General features: G+C 67.5%; 14 protein-coding genes. 12 read left to right on the forward strand and 2 right to left on the reverse strand.

Going from position 1 to position 19,405, the window contains the following annotated elements; genetic code table 11:
* Positions 1-70: 70 nt before the first annotated feature.
* Complete coding sequence (locus ABV408_RS03625; protein WP_353981110.1) at positions 71-859, reverse strand: DeoR/GlpR family DNA-binding transcription regulator; 789 nt, start codon at positions 857-859, stop codon at positions 71-73.
* Positions 852-1,982: a zinc-binding dehydrogenase gene (locus ABV408_RS03630; RefSeq protein ID WP_353981111.1), complete on the reverse strand. Its 1,131-nt coding sequence runs from the start codon at positions 1,980-1,982 to the stop codon at positions 852-854. The genes ABV408_RS03625 and ABV408_RS03630 overlap by 8 nt, the downstream gene beginning before the upstream one ends.
* 304 nt (positions 1,983-2,286) lie before the next feature.
* Here ABV408_RS03630 and ABV408_RS03635 point away from each other — a divergent pair, with 304 nt between their 5' ends.
* The 12 genes from ABV408_RS03635 (at position 2,287) to fdhE (ending at position 19,400) form a co-directional block, all read left to right on the forward strand.
* Positions 2,287-3,864, forward strand: a complete 1,578-nt coding sequence (locus ABV408_RS03635) for an FGGY-family carbohydrate kinase (RefSeq protein WP_353981112.1) — start codon at positions 2,287-2,289, stop codon at positions 3,862-3,864.
* On the forward strand, positions 3,861-5,711 hold the full coding sequence (locus tag ABV408_RS03640; protein WP_353981113.1) for a glycerol-3-phosphate dehydrogenase/oxidase: 1,851 nt from the start codon (positions 3,861-3,863) through the stop codon (positions 5,709-5,711). Before ABV408_RS03635 ends, ABV408_RS03640 begins: the two co-directional genes overlap by 4 nt.
* Positions 5,708-6,526 carry a hypothetical protein gene (locus ABV408_RS03645; protein ID WP_353981114.1) on the forward strand — a complete coding sequence of 273 codons (819 nt, stop codon included), beginning with the start codon at positions 5,708-5,710 and terminating at the stop codon, positions 6,524-6,526. Before ABV408_RS03640 ends, ABV408_RS03645 begins: the two co-directional genes overlap by 4 nt.
* Before the next feature lie 212 nt (positions 6,527-6,738).
* On the forward strand, positions 6,739-7,959 hold the full coding sequence (gene metK, locus ABV408_RS03650; protein WP_353981115.1) for a methionine adenosyltransferase: 1,221 nt from the start codon (positions 6,739-6,741) through the stop codon (positions 7,957-7,959).
* A gap of 148 nt (positions 7,960-8,107) precedes the next feature.
* The gene (locus ABV408_RS03655) at positions 8,108-9,343 is read left to right on the forward strand and encodes a sodium:proton antiporter (RefSeq protein WP_353981116.1); all 1,236 of its coding nucleotides are present in this window, start codon (positions 8,108-8,110) and stop codon (positions 9,341-9,343) included.
* Between the two features lie 207 nt (positions 9,344-9,550).
* A complete protein-coding gene (locus tag ABV408_RS03660; RefSeq protein ID WP_353981117.1) occupies positions 9,551-10,762 on the forward strand; it encodes a TAXI family TRAP transporter solute-binding subunit in 1,212 nt (403 codons plus the stop codon).
* Between the two features lie 63 nt (positions 10,763-10,825).
* Positions 10,826-11,314, forward strand: coding sequence for a DUF1850 domain-containing protein (locus tag ABV408_RS03665; protein WP_353981118.1), 489 nt, complete (start codon positions 10,826-10,828; stop codon positions 11,312-11,314).
* A gap of 10 nt (positions 11,315-11,324) precedes the next feature.
* Entirely contained in the window at positions 11,325-13,514 is a 2,190-nt protein-coding gene (locus ABV408_RS03670) for a TRAP transporter permease (RefSeq protein WP_353981119.1), read from the forward strand.
* Positions 13,515-13,780: 266 nt separating this feature from the next.
* Positions 13,781-16,855, forward strand: coding sequence for a formate dehydrogenase-N subunit alpha (gene fdnG / locus ABV408_RS03675; protein ID WP_353981120.1), 3,075 nt, complete (start codon positions 13,781-13,783; stop codon positions 16,853-16,855).
* Between the two features lie 10 nt (positions 16,856-16,865).
* On the forward strand, positions 16,866-17,810 hold the full coding sequence (gene fdxH, locus ABV408_RS03680; protein WP_353981121.1) for a formate dehydrogenase subunit beta: 945 nt from the start codon (positions 16,866-16,868) through the stop codon (positions 17,808-17,810).
* Positions 17,807-18,454 carry a formate dehydrogenase subunit gamma gene (locus tag ABV408_RS03685; RefSeq protein WP_285951631.1) on the forward strand — a complete coding sequence of 216 codons (648 nt, stop codon included), beginning with the start codon at positions 17,807-17,809 and terminating at the stop codon, positions 18,452-18,454. The genes fdxH and ABV408_RS03685 overlap by 4 nt, the downstream gene beginning before the upstream one ends.
* A complete protein-coding gene (gene fdhE, locus ABV408_RS03690) occupies positions 18,438-19,400 on the forward strand; it encodes a formate dehydrogenase accessory protein FdhE (protein WP_353981122.1) in 963 nt (320 codons plus the stop codon). Before ABV408_RS03685 ends, fdhE begins: the two co-directional genes overlap by 17 nt.
* The last annotated feature ends 5 nt before the right edge of the window (positions 19,401-19,405 follow it).

Raw genomic sequence — 19,405 nt, forward strand, 5'->3', positions numbered from 1 at the left:
TGGCGTTGGCGCATGAAAGGCTGGCTAGGGAATGGATGTCTGATTGCGACTCGATAGGCTGGGGGGAGGGCTAGTGTCGAACCAGGCGATAGCGAATACCCGCTTCGTCCAGCGCCTCGCGCTGTGGCGCTGCCAGACCTGCGTCGATCAGCACCAGGTCGAATTCGCTGAGATCGGCCAGCCGATGCAGCGCGCTGTGGCCGAACTTGGCGCTGTGCACCAGCAGGATGCGGCGCTCGGCGGCGGCCATCTGGGCGCGCTTGATCTGGGTCACCGCCGGGTCCTGCACGTAGGCGGTGGTGCCGAGGATCGCCGAGGCGGAGAGCACCGCCACATTGGCGCGCAGGCTGGCCAGCGTCTGCTCGCAGAGCAGGCCGAAGGTGGCGTTGAAGCGCGGCTGGTAGTCGCCGCCCAGGGTGATCAGGCGGATATCGCTGGTCGCCTTGAGCCGCTCGATGCTCGCCAGACCGTTGGTGATCACGGTCAGCGGTGCGCGCTCCGGCAGTAGCGCGGCGAGCGCGGCGCAGGTGGTGGAGTCGTCGAGGATCAGCGCCTCGCCGGCGGCGATCTCCTGCAGCGCGGCGCGGGCCAGGGCGCGCTTCTCACCGGCGGCGAGCTGGGCGCGCAGGGCGAAGTTGCTCTCGAACACGCTGGAGGCGCGGGTGGTGACGCCGCCGTGCTGCTTGTTGACCATGCCCTGGGCGACGAGGGCATCGAGGTCGCGGTGCACCGTCATGCGGCTGACGCCGAAGCGGGTGGCCAGCTCGTCGACCTGTGCGGCGCCGGCCTGGATCACATAGTCGAGCAGCGCCTGGCGGCGTGCGGTGGCGTCCCGTTGGCGTTTTGGGGTGTCAGGCATCCTGGGTCAGCACCACCTTGATCGAATCGCGCCGGGCGGCGATCTCGAAGCCGCGCTCAAAGTCGCTGAGCGGCACCCGATGGGTGACGATGCCGCGGGTGGTCACCAGACCGCGGGCGAGCAGATCGATCGCCACCGGATAGGTGTGGGGCGAGAGGTGCGAGCCGCGAATGTCCAGCTCCTTGCGGTCGCCGATGGTCGACCAGTCGACCTGAGTCGGCTCCTTGAACACGCTGAACTCGACGAAGCGCCCCAGCTTGCGCAGCGCCTCCAGCCCCTGGATCACCCCGCTGGGCGAGCCGGTGGCGTCGATGTAGACGTCGCAGCCGTAGCCGTTGGTGAGGGCGCGCACCTCGCCGGCGATGTCGTCGCGATGCGGGTTGAAGAGATGCTCGGCGCCGTACTCCCGAGCCAACTCGAGGCGGTCGTCGTGGGTGTCGACCAGGATCAGCCGCTTGGGCGTCTTGAGCCGGGCGAGCTGGACCATGGCCAGGCCGATCGGACCGCCGCCGGCGATCACTACGGTATCGTCGAACTGGATCTCGGCGCGGTTCACCGCATGGATGCCGCAGGCAAGGGGTTCCAGAAAGGCGGCATCCTCCACCGACAGCCGCGGGTCGACCGGGTGCAGCACGGCATTCTCGGGTACGCGCAGGTATTCGGCCATGCCGCCGTCGGCGACGCCGCCCTGGAAGCCGAAGATATGGTGCACCTCGCACATCCAGTAGTGGCCGCGCTGGCAATAGAAGCACTGGCGACAGGGGATGATCTGCTCCGGTACCACGCGCTGGCCCAGGGTCACGCCGCCGAAGTGTTCGGCGGCACCCTCACCGAGGGCCACGACCTCGCCGGCGAATTCGTGACCGACGATCATCGGCGGCTTGACGAAGGCGGCGAAACGCTCGCCGTCGCCCCAGTACATGGCGGCGCCGTCGCGGCACTTGAGGTCGCTGCCGCAGATACCGCAGGCGTGAATCTTGAGGATCAGCTCCCGTGGCCCCGGTCGTGGCGTGGCCACCTGCTCGAGCCGGTAGTCCCCCGGGCCGTGGCAGACCACGGCGTGCATGGTGTCGGGCAGCGGGGCGGTGCTGCGCGCGTCAGTACTAGGGGCGGGGCTTGGCATGCGGCTCTCCCGAGTGAATGAGCGGGCAGGGGCCCTGGAAGTCTTTCATGCAAGTCGATCCCGAAAATCTACTTCCATTCATAACATTCTGGCGTGATTTTGGGTGCCATGACTTTGGTCTAGCCTCTGCTTCTCAGGCTGGTGGTGTTTTTCAAGCATATGAAAATAAAATTCTTATTTGTCTATCTCGTAAGCGCTAACACCATCGTCTAAGGCGGCATTTTCACAGTTCGATGTTAGAAATGCCGGAGTCGGTCGATCGTCGGCCGGTGCTCAGCGCGTCTCTATGGGGCAGGAGGCAGATGTGGCGCAAGGCTATCTGATGGGGCTCGACGGCGGGTCGAGCGCGACCAAGGCGGTGATCTTCGAGCTCGCCGGTGACGTGGTGGGCGTGGGGCGGCAATCCTCACCGCTGGAACATCCCCAGGCGCACTGGGTCGAGCGCGACATGGAGACGGTCTGGGCCGGCGCGGCCGGGGCCATCCGTGACGCGCTGGCGCAGGCCGGGGTGAGCGCCAGCGAGATTCTCGCTGTCGGCGTGACCGCCCACGGCGATGGTCTCTACCCCGTCGACCGCCACGGCGAGGCGCTGGGCAAGGGCATCACCTCGCTCGACAGCCGTGCCGCCGGGGTGGTCGAGCGCTGGTGCCACGCAGGCGTGCACGAGCAGGCGCTGGCGCGTCTCGGCCAGGTGCCGTTCGCGTTCTCGCCGGTGGCGCTGCTGGCGTGGATGCGTACCGAGCAGCCCGAGCGTTTCGCTGCCCTCGGCCACGTGCTGACCTGCAAGGACTGGCTGCGGTTCAAGCTGTGCGGCGAGATCGCCACCGATTTCACCGAGGCGAGCAGCGGCTATACCGACGTGCACACCCAGCGCTACAGCCGCGAGGGGCTGGCTCTGCTCGGTATCGAGCCGGTCGCCGAGGCGCTGCCGCCGATTCGCATGCCGGAGGAGATCGTAGGCCAGGTCACTGCGGCGGCGGCACGCGAGACCGGCCTGATCGCCGGCACCCCGGTGGCCGCCGGTCTGCACGATGTCACCGCCAGCGCGCTGGGGCTGGGCAACGTCGACAGCGACAGCCTGACCATCGCCGCCGGCACCTTCAGTATCAACGAGGTGTTCTCCGACGTGCCGCGCCCCGATGCGCGCTGGGCCACGCGCAACGGTCTGCGGCCGGGGCAGTGGCTCAACATGGCGATCTCGCCGGCGTCGTCGAGCAATCTCGAGTGGTTCCATCGCCAGTGGGGGCGCCCCGGCGATGGTGGCACCGCGGCCTTCCTGGCCGATATGGAGGAGGCCCTGGAAGAGGCCTTCGCCAGCGACTCGCGGCTGGTCTATCACCCTTTCCTGTACGGCTCCCCTTATGCGGAGCCGGCCAGCGCCGGGCTGTTCGGGCTGCAGGGCTGGCACCAGCGTGGCCATGTGCTGCGCGCGATCCTCGAAGGCGTGGTCTGCAACCATCGCGTGCACGTGGATGCGCTGGCCTCGCGCTTTGCCATCCGGCGCACGCGGATCACCGGCGGCGGCAGCCATTCGCCGCGTCTGGCGCAACTGTTCGCCGACATCCTGGGTCGCGAGATCGAGACTGCGCGGACCCAGGAGGCCGCCGCCTGGGGGGCGGCGATCTGTGCCGGTGTCGGCGCCGGGGTATTCCCCTCGATCGCCGCGGCGGCGGCGCTGTGTGAGCCGCAGCAGTGCTACCGCCCCGACCCGCAGCGCCAGCAGGCATGCCAGGTGCGTTTCGAGCGCTATCAGCGTCTGGTCGAGTGTCTGCGCCCGCTATGGGGCATGCTCGATAGCCAGGCCGCGACGCATGCCGACGCAACGGAAGGCGCGACGCCCATTTCCGCTACCTCTGCGCCCACCCCGGGAGAGCACCCATGACATCCCATCACGCTGATACGCCAGATGCGCGCCAGGCCACACGTGAGCGCCTGGCGAACGACCCCAATGTCGAGGTGCTGATCATCGGCGCCGGCATCAACGGCGCCGGGCTGTTCCGCGATCTGGCGCTGCAGGGCGTCGACGTGCTGATCGTCGACAAGCAGGACTTCTGCGCCGGCGCCAGCGCCGCGCCGTCACGGCTGATCCACGGCGGGCTCAAGTATCTGGAGACCGGCGAGTTCCGGCTGGTGGCGCAGTCGACCCGCGAGCGCAACCTGCTGCTGCGCAACGCCCCCCACGTGGTCCACCCGCTGCGCACGGCGATGCCGACCCACAGTTGGTTCGGTGGCATCTGGCCCTCGCTCAAGCGCTTCCTCCGCCGCCCGGCCAAGATCGACGACCGCGGCGTGCTGATCAGCGAGGTGGGGCTCACCCTCTATGACTTCTTCGGTCGTCACTTTCGCAGCATGCCGCGCCACTCGGTGCTCTTCGGGCGTCGGGTGCGCGAGTCGTTGCCGGACGTGCGTAACGACGTCAAGGCGCTGCACACCTACTACGACGCGGCGATCACCCAGGCCGAGCGGCTCGGCTTCGAGCTGATCGACGACGGCTGCCGCGCCCACCGCGGGGCGCTGGCGCTCAACTACACGACCCTGGACTCCGTGACTCTGGACTCCGAGACCCTCGATCCCGTGGCCGGCCAGCAGTCGGGGCAGGGCGGTACCGAGGGTGCCACCCTGCGCTTCAGCGATGCCGAGGGTGAGGCCTTCGAAGTGCGCCCGCGCATCGTGATCAACGCCGGCGGCGCCTGGATCGATGAGATCAACCGGCTGCTGGGGCGCGAGACGGCCTATATCGGTGGCACCAAGGGCGGCCATCTGATCGTCGATGTGCCCGAGATCCGGCGTCAGCTCGATGGCCGCATGATCTACTTCGGCACCCCCGACGGGCGGATCTGCCTGATCTATCCGTTCATGCAGCACGTGCTGGTGGGGGCGACCGATATCCGCTGCGACGACCCCGATCAGGCGGTATGCGACGACGACGAGCGCGACTACATGCTGGAGGCGGTGCGCTATCTGTTTCCGGATCTGGATATCGGCGCCGAGCGGGTACGCTACCGCTATAGCGGTGTCCGCCCGCTGCCGCGCAGCGACGCCGACGACCCCGGCCAGATCAGCCGCGATCACGCCGTGCGCGAGGATCGCCTCGGCGAGGTGCCGCTGCTCTCGCTGGTGGGCGGCAAGTGGACCACCTTCCGCGGCTTTGCCGCCGAGGTGGCCGACGACGTGCTGGCACGGCTAGGACGCCGGCGCGACCTGAGCACCGAGCAACTGGCGATCGGTGGCGGCCACGGCTATCCCCAGGACGAGGCCGCCCGCGATCTCTGGCTGGGCCGGGTGGCGGCGGCCTGCGGCGGCGACCGGCGCCGCGCGATCACGTTGCTCGAGCGCTACGGCAGCCGTGGCGAAGCGGTGGCGGCGCACTGTGAGGCCATCGCCGAGGGCCAGCAGCCGCTGGCCTCGCTGCCCGACTATCGGGCGGGAGAGATCGACTTCGTATGCCGCTTCGAGCGTGTCGAACGGCTCGGCGACGTGCTGTTCCGGCGCCTGCCCATCGCGCTTTCGGCGCGGCTGACGGCCGCGGTGGTGGCGGAGGTGGCGACACACTGCGGCACGGCGCTGGGCTGGTCGGCGGCAGCGCGGGAGGCCGAGATCGCTCGGGCCCACGCCATCGCCAGCGAGCATCACGGCGTGGATCTGGGCCCATTTGATGCCGCCGAGTCTGCGGATTCCGTATCGCAGACGGAGACGGGTGCGGGTGCAGAAAGAGGAGAAGCGCGATGAACGCAACGCCCAGCGCGGCCCAGCTCCGCTGTGGCCGCCTGTTCCGCCGCGCCAGCGGGCGCAGCTGCATGGTCGCCTTCGATCGCACCCTGCTGGCGGGGCCGGTGGATCACGCCCGGGATGCGCACGGCGTGTGTGCGGCGATCACGGCGGCCGGCCCCGATGCGGTGCTGCTGTCGCCGGGCCTGCTCAAGCAGAATGCGGCGCTGTTCGCCTGCCGCGAGGCGCCGGCGGCGGTGGTGCGCATCGACTACCCCTGCGTGGGCGACTTCACCCTCGCCGGCGAGGAGCACCAGCGCCTGCTCGCGACCCCTGAGGAGGCCCAGGCGCTGGGTGCCGATGCGGTGGTGATGTGCCTGATCTCGGGCTACGCCGACCCGGCGCGGGAGGCCGACAATCTGGCCCGGGTGGCGCAGACCGCGCGCCGCTGCGAGGCGCTGGGACTGCCGCTGATCGTCGAGGCGGTGGTGTGGGGCGAGCGCGAGGGCGGCCGTCTCGACCCCGAGCGGATCGCCCGGGTGGCGCGGATCGCTGCCGAGCTGGGGGCTGATCTGGTCAAGGCGCAGTTCACCGGCGAGATCGCCGACATGCGCCTGCTCGCGGCGAGCTGCCCGGTACCCGTGCTGATCCTGGGCGGGGCGGCGATGGGCGACGACGCGGCGCTGGCGCGCTTCACTGACCAGGCGCTCGAGGGTGGTGCCCGCGGGGTGATCTTCGGGCGTAACGCCTGGCAGCGCGATGACCCGGAGCGCGGCATCCGCGCACTGGTAGCCCAAGTGCACGGCGCCGGCCACGACCGTGATGGCGGCGCGTAGCGCCGGTGCCATGACCGCCCCGCGGCGCGCGCTTGGCTTATCCCCGGGGCGTCGCTATTCTGTGTGCAAACATTCGATCCCTCTCCCGGCGCGTCCGGGGCGGGGATGCCGTGCGTCGTTTCCATCCGTTCATTCGAGCGACGGCGCCGCTGTGTTGTCAGGCGGCCTTGCCCGCGAGCCGCAACCCGAGAACGAAGGGATCACTGTACGCCATGAGCGAATACTCTCTATTTACTTCCGAATCTGTCTCCGAAGGCCACCCCGACAAGATCGCCGATCAGATCTCGGACGCGGTGCTCGATGCCATCATCGCCCGTGACAAGCAGGCGCGCGTGGCCTGCGAGACGCTGGTCAAGACCGGCGTGGCGATCGTCGCCGGCGAAATCTCCACCACCGCCTGGGTCGACCTGGAAGAGTTGGTGCGGCGGGTGATCCTGGATATCGGGTACACCTCCTCCGATGTCGGCTTCGACGGCGAGACCTGCGGCGTGATCAACCTGATCGGCAAGCAGAGCGTGGACATCGCCCAGGGCGTCGACCGCAGCAAGCCGGAGGATCAGGGTGCCGGCGACCAGGGGCTGATGTTCGGCTACGCCACCAATGAGACCGACTCCTACATGCCGGCGCCGATCCACTATTCGCACCGACTGGTGGAGCGTCAGGCCGAGCTGCGCAAGAACGGCACCCTGGGCTGGCTGCGCCCGGACGCCAAGAGCCAGATCACCTTCACCTATGGTGATGACGGCAAGCCCAACGGTGTCGATGCGGTGGTGCTCTCGACCCAGCACGACCCGGAGATCTCCCAGGAGGAGCTGCGCAAGGCGGTGGAGGAGCTGATCATCCGCGACGTGCTCCCCGCCGCCTGGATCCACGCCGGCACCCGCTTCCATATCAATCCCACCGGCAAGTTCGTGATCGGCGGCCCGGTGGGCGACTGCGGCCTGACCGGGCGCAAGATCATCGTCGATACCTATGGCGGCATGGCGCGTCACGGTGGCGGTGCCTTCTCCGGCAAGGACCCCTCCAAGGTCGACCGCAGCGCCGCCTACGCCGGACGCTACGTGGCCAAGAACGTGGTCGCCGCGGGGCTCGCCGACAAGTGCGAGATCCAGGTCTCCTACGCCATCGGCGTGGCCGAGCCGACCTCGGTGTCGATCAACACCTTCGGTACCGGCAAGATCGCCGAGGCCAAGATCATCGAGCTGGTGCGCGAGCACTTCGATCTGCGCCCTTATGCGATCACTCGCATGCTCGACCTTCTGCATCCGATGTATCGCCTCACCGCGGCCTATGGCCACTTCGGGCGCGAGCCGTTCGAGACCAGCTACACCTGGACCGACGTCAACGGTGAGCGCCAGACCGAGACCTTCACCGCCTTCCCGTGGGAGAAGACCGACCGCGCCGAGGCGCTGCGCGCCGCCGCCGGTCTCTGAGTCTGCGGCGTCCGACACTCTCTACCTGTGACGCAGCCACGGGCCCGCTTCGGCGGGCCCGTTTGCGTCGCGGGTATCACCTTTCACGCATGGCAATTCACATATGGCTATTTACGTATGGCAATTTACGTATGACTAGGAGGCCCTCGTGCTCGAACTCGCCGCGATCATTCTGACCGTGACCGCCGGGCTCGCCTGGTTCAACGAACGCTACATCCGGCTGCCGGCCACCATCGGTGTGATGCTGAGCGCGCTACTGCTGTCGCTGGCGATGCAGGGGCTGGCAGCGCTGGGCTGGGAGGCCCCCGCGGCGCTGGCGCGGGGCTGGGTCGAGGCGCTCGACTTCGACAGCCTGCTGATGAACGGGATGCTGTCGTTTCTGCTCTTTGCCGGCGCGCTCCACGTCGATGTCGCCAAGCTGCGCGACTACTGGATCTCGATCGGCGTGCTGGCGACCCTGGGGGTGCTAGCCAGCACGCTGCTGATCGGCTTCGCCTCCCACTGGCTGCTGGCCGCCCTGGGCGTGCCGGTGGCACTGCCCTGGTGTCTGGTGTTCGGCGCGCTGATCTCGCCCACCGACCCGGTGGCGGTGCTGGGGATTATGCGCGGTGCCGGTGCGCCGGCGGACATGGAGGTGCGCATCGTCGGCGAGTCGCTGTTCAACGATGGCGTCGCGGTGGTGCTGTTCACGCTGCTGCTGGCGGCGGCCGAGAGCGGTGAGTCGCTGTTCGGCTGGCACGCGATCTGGCTGTTCGCCGAGGAGGCCGGTGGCGGCGCGCTGTTCGGCCTGCTGCTCGGCTACGGCGTGCACGCGCTGATGAAGCGGGTCGACCAGTATCAGGTCGAGGTGCTGCTGTCGCTGGCGATGGTGCTCGGTGGTTATACCCTGGCCACGCATCTGCACGTCTCCGGCCCCATTGCCATGGTGGTCGCCGGGCTGGTGGTGGGCAACCACGCCTGGACCCATGCGATGTCGCCGCAGACGCGCCAGCATCTCAACGATTTCTGGGAGCTGATCGACGAGATTCTCAATGCGCTGCTGTTCGTGATCATCGGGCTCGAGCTGCTGGCGCTGCCGTTCCGGGTCGACTACCTGTGGGTCGCGGTGCCGTTGATCCTGCTGCTGCTGGCAGTGCGCTGGCTGGTGGTGGCGGTGCCAGTGACGCTGGCGCACACCCATTTCCGGCGCGGCTCGATTCCGGTGCTCGCCTGGGGCGGGCTGCGCGGGGGGATCTCGGTGGCGCTGGCGCTGTCGCTGCCGCCCAGTGAAGCGCGCGACGTGGTACTCAACGTCACCTATCTGATCGTGCTGGTATCGATCGTTTCCCAGGGGCTGACCATCGGCCGGGTGGTGCGTCGGGTACTGGCGGCTGGGAAGCGGTAGGGAATATAGACTTTAGTCGGAGTCTTCGGTGCCGGCATGGTATCGCGGGCGGGCCTTGCTTACTCTTGGGGCCTGTCGCGCAGGGCCGGGTCACCGAGCCTGAAGCATGAATCATGACCCGCGGGCCATGGACGAACGCTGCGCGTGGGCCAGTGACGGCGCCACGCGCGGACGCAAGGCGATCACACTCAACAGACGGGGTATACCATGAGGCTACGTACAGGGATGCTGTTTGCCGCACTGGGTCTTTCCGGTGCACTGCTGGCGGGCTGCGGCGATGATGCCGACGACAAGGCGAGCAGCGAGAGCCAGACATCGTCGTCCTCTCAGCAGAGCGAGTCGACCCCCGCCCAGGGCGAGAACGGTAGCACCAGCCAGTCCTCTGCCAGCGACACCGCTTCGGCGGAGCAGGCGCAGCCGGTCAATCTGATCTTCGGCACCGGCGGTACCGGCGGCAGCTACTATCCGATCGGCGGTGCGCTCAAGAGCGTGTTCGAAGCCAGTGATCTGGTCGGCAATGTCCAGGTGGTCTCCACCGGCGCTTCGGTGCAGAACATCAACAACATCACCGACGGCCTCAACCAGATCGCGATCGTCATGAGCGACGTCGCCTACGATGCGATCAAGGGCCAGAACCAGTTCGATGGTAACCCCGCCGACATCAAGGCGCTGGCGGGCATGTACCCCAACGTGGTGCAGGTGGTGGCGACCGCGGATAGCGGCATCCACAGCATCGCCGATCTCAAGGGCAAGCGTGTCGGCGTCGGCAAGGTCGGCTCCGGGGTCGAGCAGAGCGCGGCCAAGGTGCTCGAGTCGGCCGGTCTGAGCTACGACGATCTGGCCCAGGTCAGCCACACCGGTTACGCCGACAGCGTCACCGGCATGAGCAACGGCAACATCGATGCCGCCTTCTTCACCTCCGGCGTGCCCAACTCCAGCATCACCGGGCTGATGCAGAGCACCGACATCACCTTCGTGCCGGTGAGCGGCGACGTCGCCAGCAAGCTGCTGGAGAAGTACCCGTACTACGAGAACTACGAGATTCCGGCCGGTGCTCCCGAGCGCTATGACCTGGGCAGTGCGGTCGATACCGTGGCGATCCGCAACGTGATGATCGTCGGCAGCGACATGCGCAACGACGTCGCCGAGGATCTGACCAAGCGCTTCCACGACTATCTCGAGTCGGGCAATGTCTCTGTCGGCGCGCTCAAGCAGTTCGATCCGGCCAGCATGAACCAGAATCTGGTGGTGCCGCTGCACCCGGGCGCCGAAGCCTACTACGCCACCCTGGCCGAGAACGGTGACGCCGCCAAGTCGCAGAGCGACAGCGACGCCATGGCTGGCGAAGCTTCCGGCAGCGACGCCTCGGCTAGCGACGATGGCCAGGGCAAAGCCGAGGACAAGGCACCGCAGTCCTGATAATGCCGCGTGCGGCGTGACGCCAGTGGTCGGGGGATGATCCGCCGGCGCTGGCGCCTAGTGATGACGGTGGCGATCCTGCTCGGGATCGCCACCGTTGCGTATCCGCTCCCCTGGCTGGCGGTCAAGCAGGGCGCCGAGTGGCGTCTGGCGCTGCCCGGCTGGGCCGGTACCACCTTCAAGATCCGCTGGATGCACTCGGTCGAGAAGGAGGACTGGGAAGAGTGGTACCGCATTACCGCCGGTAGGGCGATCGAGATCACCGGTACTCGCTTCAAGACCTTTGGTGCCGGCGTGCCCGCCCATGCGGGCAAGGAGACCCATCTCGCCGATGGCTGGGTGGTGATGACCGGCATCGACCGGGTGGTCGACCCGCTGGCGATCCAGGCGGCGGTCGCGGAGCACTACCGGATGATCTTCGCCGGTCACGTGATCCCGCTGTCCCGCCATGATCCGCCCCCCATCCTGACCTTTTCTGTGGTAAAAGCGCCTGTGTGGCAGGTACTCCCGGCGCTGCTGAGGCCGTGGGTACCCTGGCTCAACCAGCCCTAGGGAATCGAGTATGTCAGAACAAAAAGTGGTGCTTTCCGCCGATGGTCCCGAGGATCCGTCGGTCAAGGAGGCGCTGGAGAAGTTCGATCGTGAGAGCCTGGTGCGCGACCGGCTGCCGCGGGCAGTGCTCCAGTTCGTCACCGGGGTCAGCGTGCTGCTGGCGCTGTTCCACCTCTACACCTCGTTCTCGGGGCCGCTGGTGGACGTGGCCCAGCGCAGCATTCACCTGTATACGCTGCTGGGACTGGCCTTTATCCTCTACCCGCTGACGCGCAAGGGCGCGCGTGACCGGATACCCTGGGGCGATGCGTTGCTGGCGCTGGCGGCGTTCGCCATCGGTGTCTACATGCTGATGGTGTCGGACCGGGTGATCGCCTCCGCCGGGCGTATCAATCAGACCGACATGATCGTCGGCTTCGTGGCGATCCTGCTGGTGCTCGACGCCACCCGCCGGGTCACCGGCTGGGGGTTGACCATCCTGGCCACGCTGTTTCTGCTCTACGGCTTCTACGCCAAGCTCTCGTTCTATCCGGCGCTCAACGAGAACATCATTCTCGCCACCTGCCGCCAGATCGTCTCGCACCTGGTGTTCATCACCGAAGGGCTCTTGGGTACCGCGATCGGGGTCTCGGCGAGCTACATCATCCTGTTCATCCTGTTCGGCGCCTTTCTCGGCAAGTCCGGGCTGGGGCAGCTGTTCAACGATCTGGCGCTGGCGATCGCCGGGCACACCCGCGGCGGCCCGGCCAAGGTCGCGGTGATCGCCAGCGGTTTTCTCGGCTCGATCAACGGTTCGGCGATCGCCAACGTGGTCACCACCGGCGCCTTCACCATTCCGCTGATGAAGAAGACCGGCTACAAGCCCAACTTCGCCGGGGCGGTGGAGGCGGCGGCCAGCGTCGGCGGCCAGATTCTGCCGCCGATCATGGGTGCGGCGGCTTTCATCATGGCCGAGGTGCTGTCGGTGCCCTACACCCAGGTGATCCTGGCCGGCATCATTCCGGCCCTGCTCTACTATCTCGGGGTGCTGTTCCAGGTCCATCTGCGCGCCATGCGTAACGGCCTCGAGGGCATTCCGCGTTCTCAACTGACGCCGCTGAAGACGGTGATGCTCAAGCGCGGACATCTGCTGGTGCCGATGGCGGTGCTGCTGTGGCTGCTGTTCGACGGCCGTGCGCCGTTCTTCGCCGCCTTCTGGTCGATCGCCGCCACCGTGCTGATCTGCGGCACCCGCCGGGTCACCCTGGGGCTCGGCCTGATCCTGGTGCTGCTGATCCTGGAGCCGCAGCTGCGTGCGCTGTTCACCGGCAACCCGCTGCCCAACTTCCCGGCCAGCCGCTGGACGCTGTTCCTGGTGATCCTGGTGCCGGTGGCGATCAACGCGCTGCGGGCCAAGCTCGGCATGGTGGCCGAGAAGATGGATGTCGGCGACTGCCGCGATGCCATGGCCGATGGCGTGCGCAACGCCATTCCGGTGGCCGTGGCGTGCGGGGCGGTGGGGATCATCGTGGGCATCGCCACGCTGACCGGCATTGCTCTGGATGCCGCCGACGCGGTGGTCACGCTGGGCCAGCAGATTCCGATCCCGATGATACAGCTGCTGGTCACCCTGGTGCTGACCATGGTCGCCTCGATCGTGCTCGGTATGGGGCTGCCGAGCATTCCCACCTATATCATCACCAGCACCATGGCGGCGCCGATCCTGCTCAACCTGCCGCTGTTCCGCGAGCTGGCCGGTAGCAACGACACCGCGATCTTCGTCGCCCACATGTTCGTGTTCTACTTCGGGCTGTTCGCCAACCTGACGCCGCCGGTGGCGCTGGCCGCCTATGCCGGCGCCGGTATCAGCGGCGGCTCGCCCAATGCCACCGGCTTCCAGGCGATGAAGCTCGCCATTGCCGGCTTCGTGGTGCCCTACATGTTCGTGTTCGCGCACAGCATGCTGATGATCGACGCCACCCTGTGGAACACGCTGTGGGTGATCGTCACCGGGGTGATCGGGGTGCTGCTGCTGGCGGTGGCGGTGGAGGGTTACCTGCGCCGGCCGCTCAACCCCTTCTGGCGAATACTGGCGGCAGTCGGTGCGCTGGCGCTGATCTTCCCGGGGCTGGCCAGCGACGTCGTGGGTGCGGTGATCACCGTGGTGCTGTTCCTGCTGGCCAAGGCCAAGCCGGCGCAGACTGCCCCGAGCGGTGGCTGACGACGGCTCGCCGATATCTTTTCTGACCGTTTCCTGCACGCTCTTGACACGCCGACGCCCGCTCACGCGGGCGTCGGCGTCTGGTCTGGGCTTTTCGTCGCAACTAGGAGACGCCTGGCTCCGCGCCTGCTATAAAGTTGACTTAAGGCGCTGCTCAAAAGCGCCGTATCCCCCCCCTGAACGCCGGGCGTGCTGGTTGATGCTGCAGGCACCCCTGGGAGGACCGCCAGGGCGGTGGTAACGACACAATCCGATGAGGATGGCACATGGCAATTAACGTCACGCGGCGCCAGTTTTTCAAACTGGGCGGGGCGGGGCTGGCGACGTCGAGCCTGGCGGTGATGGGGTTCGCTCCGGAGCCCGCCGAAGCCTCGATCCGGCAGTTCAAGCTGACCCACGCCAAGGAGACCCGCAACACCTGCACCTACTGCTCGGTGGGCTGCGGCATTCTGATCTACAGCAAGGGCGATGGGGCGAAGAACGTCGAGCAGAACGTCTTCCACATCGAGGGCGATCCGGATCATCCGGTATCCCGCGGTTCGCTGTGTCCCAAGGGCGCCGGGCTGCTGGACTTCGTCCACAGCGATGGCCGCCTGGCTTATCCACAGGTGCGTGAGGCCGGCAGTGACGAGTGGAAGCGGATCAGCTGGGACGAGGCGCTCGGGCGCATCGCTCGGCACATGAAGGATGACCGCGACGCCAACTTCGTGCAGCGCAACGCCCAGGGGCAGACGGTCAACCACTGGACGACGACGGGTTTCCTGGCGGCGTCAGGCTCCTCCAACGAAGCCGGCTACATCACCCACAAGGTGGTGCGTACGCTGGGCATGGTGGCGTTCGACAACCAGGCGCGCGTCTGACACGGACCGACGGTGGCAGGTCTTGCCCCAACATTCGGTCGCGGTGCCATGACCAATCACTGGGTCGACATCCGCAATGCCAATCTGATTCTGTCGATGGGCGGCAACTCCGCCGAAGCACACCCCGTGGGCTTCCGTTGGGTCACCGAGGCCATCGAGCACAACAAGGCCGAGTTGATCACGATCGACCCGCGCTTCACCCGTACCAGCGCGGTGGCGCAGGATCGCGCCTTCATCCGCACCGGTAGCGATATCGCCTTCCTCGGCGGGCTGATCAGCTATCTGATCGAGACCGACCAGATCCAGCGCGAGTACGTGCTGAACTACACCGACGCGGCGCTGATCGTGCGCGACGGCTATGGCTTCGAGGAGGGTCTGTTCTCGGGCTACGACGAGGCCACGCGCAGCTACGACAAGCAGTCGTGGATGTACGAGAAGGGCGACGACGGCTTCGTGCGCCGCGACGACTCGCTCAGCGATCCGCGCTGCGTCTACCAGCTGCTGCGCGGGCACTATGCGCGCTACACCCCTGACATGGTCTCGAGCATCAGCGGTATCCCGGTGGCCGACATCCAGCGCATCTGGAAGAAGATCGCGGCGATGGCGGTGCCCGACAAGACCATGACCATCCTCTATGCGCTGGGCTGGACGCAGCACTCGATCGGCTCGCAGATCATCCGCGCCGCGGCCATGGTCCAACTGCTGCTGGGCAACATGGGCATGCCGGGGGGCGGGGTCAACGCGCTGCGCGGGCACTCCAACATCCAGGGCCTGACCGATCTGGGGCTGCTGTCGCAGTTGCTGCCGGGCTACATGACCCTGGCCAACGCCAAGGAGCAGGCATACCGCGCCTATATCGACAAGCGCACCAAGCAGCCCACGGTGGCGGGGCAGGTCTCCTACTGGAAGAACTACGAGAAGTTCCACGTCAGCCTGATGAAGGCGTGGTACGGGCAGGCCGCGACCGCCGACAACGACTGGTGCTTCGACTGGCTGCCCAAGCTCGAACGGCCGCTCTACGACATTCTCGACACCTTCGAGCGCATGTCCAAGGGCGAGCTGACCGGCTACTTCTGCCAGGGCTTCAACCCGCTCGCCTCGTTCCCCGACCGGGCCAAGATCACCCGCGCGCTGTCGTCGCTGAAGTATCTGGTGGTGATGGACCCGCTCAACACCGAGACCAGCGAGTTCTGGAAGTCCTACGGCGAGTACAACGACGTCGACCCCAGCCAGATCGACACCGAGGTGTTCCGGCTGCCGACCTGCTGCTTCGCCGAGGATGACGGCTCGATCGTCAACAGCGCGCGCTGGCTGCAGTGGCACTGGGCCGCGGCGCCGCCGCCTGGCGAGTCGCGCCCCGACACGCGCATCATGGGTGAGCTGTTCCTCAGGCTGAAGCAGCTCTACCAGACGGAGGGCGGGGTCTTCCCCGAGCCGATCCTCAACCTGACCTGGGACTACAAGATCCCCCACGAACCCAAGTCGGAAGAACTCGCGCGCGAGTTCAACGGCTATGCGCTGGAGGATCTGACCGACGCCCAGGGGCAGGTGGTGCGCCGTGCCGGCGAGCAGCTCTCCGGTTTCGGTGAGCTGACCGCCGACGGCAAGACCACCGCCGGCTGCTGGATCTTCACCGGCTGCTGGACCGAAGCGGGCAACCAGATGGCGCGGCGCGACAACGCCGACCCCTACGGTACCGGCAACACCCTGGGCTGGGCCTGGGCCTGGCCGGCCAACCGGCGCGTACTCTACAACCGCGCCAGCGCCGACGTGCAGGGGCGGCCGTGGGGTGCCGACAAGGCGTTCGTGTGGTGGAGCGCGGAGCAGGGGCGCTGGATCGGTGCCGATGTGCCGGATTTCCCGCAGACCTCGGCGCCGTCCGAAGGGCAGATGCCGTTCATCATGCAGCCGGAAGGGGTAGGACACCTGTTCGCCGGACAGAGCATGGTCGACGGCCCCTTCCCCGAGCACTACGAGCCGTTCGAGTCGCCGGTGCCGCAGAACCTGCTGCATCCGGGCAAGCCCAAGGTGCGCAACAACCCGGCGGCACGCATCTTCGACGAGGACCGCGCGGCCCTGGGCACACCGGAGGAGTACCCGCACGCCGCGACGACCTACCGCCTGACCGAGCACTTCCACTACTGGACCAAGCACGCCCGGCTCAACGCCATCGTCCAGCCGCAGCAGTTCGTCGAGATCGGCGAGAAACTGGCCGAGGAGATCGGCGTGGCCGCGGGGGACTGGGTCAATGTCTCCTCCAAGCGCGGCTTCATCAAGGCGGTGGCGGTGGTGACCAAGCGGCTCAAGCCGATGACGGTCGGCGACCGCCAGGTGCACCACGTGGGCATTCCGTTGCACTGGGGGTTCACCGGCGTGGCCAAGAAGGGCTATCTGGTCAACGCCCTGACGCCGTTCGTCGGTGATGCCAACACCCAGACGCCGGAGTACAAGTCGTTCACCGTCCGCGTCGAGAAGGCCTAGGGGGCTCGCCATGATCAATTCGCAAAACATCATTGCCCGCTCTGCCACCACGACCCCGCCACCGCAGGCGCGCAGCCACGTCGAGGAAGTGGCCAAGCTGATCGATGTCTCCAAGTGCATCGGCTGCAAGGCGTGCCAGGTGGCGTGCATGGAGTGGAACGACCTGCGCGACGAGGTGGGGGAGTGCCACGGCACCTACGACAACCCCACCGACCTCACCGCCGAGTCGTGGACGGTGATGCGCTTCAGCGAGCACGAGACGGCCGATGGCAATCTCGAGTGGCTGATTCGCAAGGATGGCTGCATGCACTGTGCCGAGCCGGGCTGCCTCGCGGCGTGCCCGGCCCCCGGCGCTATCGTGCAGTACGCCAACGGGATCGTCGACTTCGACTCCAACCACTGCATCGGCTGCGGCTACTGCATCACCGGCTGCCCGTTCGATATCCCGCGCATCTCGCCGAAGGACAGCAAGTCCTACAAGTGCACGCTGTGCTCGGATCGGGTCAACGCCGGCATGGAGCCGGCCTGCGTCAAGACCTGCCCGACCAACTGCATCGAGTTCGGCACCAAGGCGGACATGCTCGATCGTGCCGCCAAGCGGGTCGGCGATCTCAAGGCGCTGGGCTTCCGCGATGCCGGCATCTACGACCCGGCGGGGGTCGGCGGGACCCACGTGATGTATGTGCTGCATCACGCCAACGACCCCAACCGTTACAGCGGCCTGCCCAAGGACCCACGTATCTCGCCGCTGGTCGGCGCCTGGAAGGGGGTGACCAAGCCGATCATGGCGGCGATCATCGGCATCACCGCCTTTGCCGGGGTGATCCACTACGTGACCAAGGGGCCGAAGGAGGAGCCCGAGGAAGGCCCCGACGACGACCCGACCACGCTCGGCTACGACGCCACGCGCCGGCGCGACGACGCGGACGACCGCCCGCATGGAGGTGACCGATGAAGCGCTCCCAGGATCGTCTCGTGCGCTACTCGCCGCTCGATCGCGCCAATCACTGGACCATGGTGATCGCGTTCGTGCTGCTGGCGCTGTCGGGGCTGGCGTTCTTCCACCCGGCGTTCTTCTTCCTCAGCCACAGCCTCGGCGGGCCGGTGTGGGCGCGTATCCTGCACCCCTTCCTCGGCCTGGTGCTGGTGCTGTTGTTCGTGGCCATGGCGGTACGCCACGTCAGCCGTAACCTGCTGGGTGAGAACGACGTGCAGTGGATGCGTCAGATCGGCGACGTGCTCGACAACCGCGATGACAAGCTGCCGCCGATCGGCAAGTACAATCCGGGCCAGAAGCTGGTGTTCTGGGCGCTGGTGGTGTCGATCGCGGCGCTGTTGGTCAGCGGCGTGATCATGTGGCGGCCGTGGTTCGCCGGCTACTTCCCGATCCCGCTGATCCGGCTGGCGAGTCTGGTCCACGCGCTGGCGGCGTTCGTTGCCATCGTCACCATCGTGGTCCACGTCTATGCCGCGCTCTGGGTCAAGGGCTCGATCCGCTCGATGACCCAGGGCTGGGTGACCCGCGCCTGGGCCCGACATCACCATGGCCTCTGGGCCCGCGAACAGGAGGAGAAGCAGCGCCGTGAGCAGCAACCCTGAACGCCCTCCGGGCAGTGACCCCGGCCACACTTTCGGTCAGGCGCCCCCTTCGCCGGGGGCGCCGCCGATGGTGGTGCTGCCGGGCCGCAAGCTGTTCGCCGAACGTGCCGAGCGCCTGCAGCGGCTGGCCGAACGCGTGCCGGCGATGGCCGACTACCTGCGCTTCATGGCGCAGGTGGTCGCCGCCCAACACCGGGTGCTGCAGCAGCCCCGTACCAGTGTGACCGCGAGTGCCGAGGTGGCGATCGCCCACGGCGTGCCGCCGCTGGCGATCGACGGGCTGTGGCGCGACATGAGCTGGCGCGAGGATCTCGACGCGCTGATCGCCGAGCTCGACGGCGAGGTGCCGGCGGCGCAGCGCGAGTGGTTCGAGGCCCTGCGCGGTGCCTCGGCGGCGGCCCGTGAGGCGCTGGTGCCGCGTTTGCTCGGCGGTGAGTCGCTCGACCCCGAGCAGACCGCATTGGCGCCGCTGGTGGGTGCAGCGCTGCAGGTGGCGTGGACCCGTCAGGCGCGCACCCTGGCTCGGCCACCAGGGCGCCCAGCCGAGGCCATGCGCGCGCTGTGCCCCTGCTGTGGTGCGCCGGCGGTGGCCAGCGTGATCCAGATCGGCATGGCGCGCTCACGGGTGCGCTATCTGCACTGCGGGCTGTGCGCCACCGAGTGGTACGCCGAGCGCGCGCGCTGCGTCGAGTGCGGCGATAGCCGGACGCTCGACTACTGCGGGCTCGAGGATGACGCTGGGCAGCGCGTGCTGCCGGTACAGGCGGAGACCTGCGATCACTGTGCGAGCTATCTCAAGGTGGTGCAGAAGGAGTGGGAGGCCGATGCCGATCCGCTCGCCGACGACCTCGCCAGCCTGGCCCTGGACATGCTGATCGCCGACCGCGAGCTGGCGCGGCGGGCCTTCAATCCGCTGCTGGTGCTGGGGGCGCCCGACGCCGGTTGAGATCG

Source organism: Salinicola endophyticus (assembly GCF_040536835.1).
Classification (GTDB): Bacteria; Pseudomonadota; Gammaproteobacteria; order Pseudomonadales; family Halomonadaceae; genus Salinicola; species Salinicola endophyticus_A.

Bases quoted from the DNA above. Each gene is read 5' to 3' on its own strand.
- ABV408_RS03625 (WP_353981110.1), bottom strand. From the start codon at position 859: ATGCCTGACACCCCAAAACGCCAACGGGACGCCACCGCACGCCGCCAG.
- ABV408_RS03630 (WP_353981111.1), bottom strand. From the start codon at position 1,982: ATGCCAAGCCCCGCCCCTAGTACTGACGCGCGCAGCACCGCCCCGCTG.
- ABV408_RS03640 (WP_353981113.1), top strand. From the start codon at position 3,861: ATGACATCCCATCACGCTGATACGCCAGATGCGCGCCAGGCCACACGT.
- ABV408_RS03645 (WP_353981114.1), top strand. From the start codon at position 5,708: ATGAACGCAACGCCCAGCGCGGCCCAGCTCCGCTGTGGCCGCCTGTTC.
- metK (WP_353981115.1), top strand. From the start codon at position 6,739: ATGAGCGAATACTCTCTATTTACTTCCGAATCTGTCTCCGAAGGCCAC.
- ABV408_RS03660 (WP_353981117.1), top strand. From the start codon at position 9,551: ATGAGGCTACGTACAGGGATGCTGTTTGCCGCACTGGGTCTTTCCGGT.
- ABV408_RS03665 (WP_353981118.1), top strand. From the start codon at position 10,826: ATGACGGTGGCGATCCTGCTCGGGATCGCCACCGTTGCGTATCCGCTC.
- ABV408_RS03670 (WP_353981119.1), top strand. From the start codon at position 11,325: ATGTCAGAACAAAAAGTGGTGCTTTCCGCCGATGGTCCCGAGGATCCG.
- fdxH (WP_353981121.1), top strand. From the start codon at position 16,866: ATGATCAATTCGCAAAACATCATTGCCCGCTCTGCCACCACGACCCCG.
- ABV408_RS03685 (WP_285951631.1), top strand. From the start codon at position 17,807: ATGAAGCGCTCCCAGGATCGTCTCGTGCGCTACTCGCCGCTCGATCGC.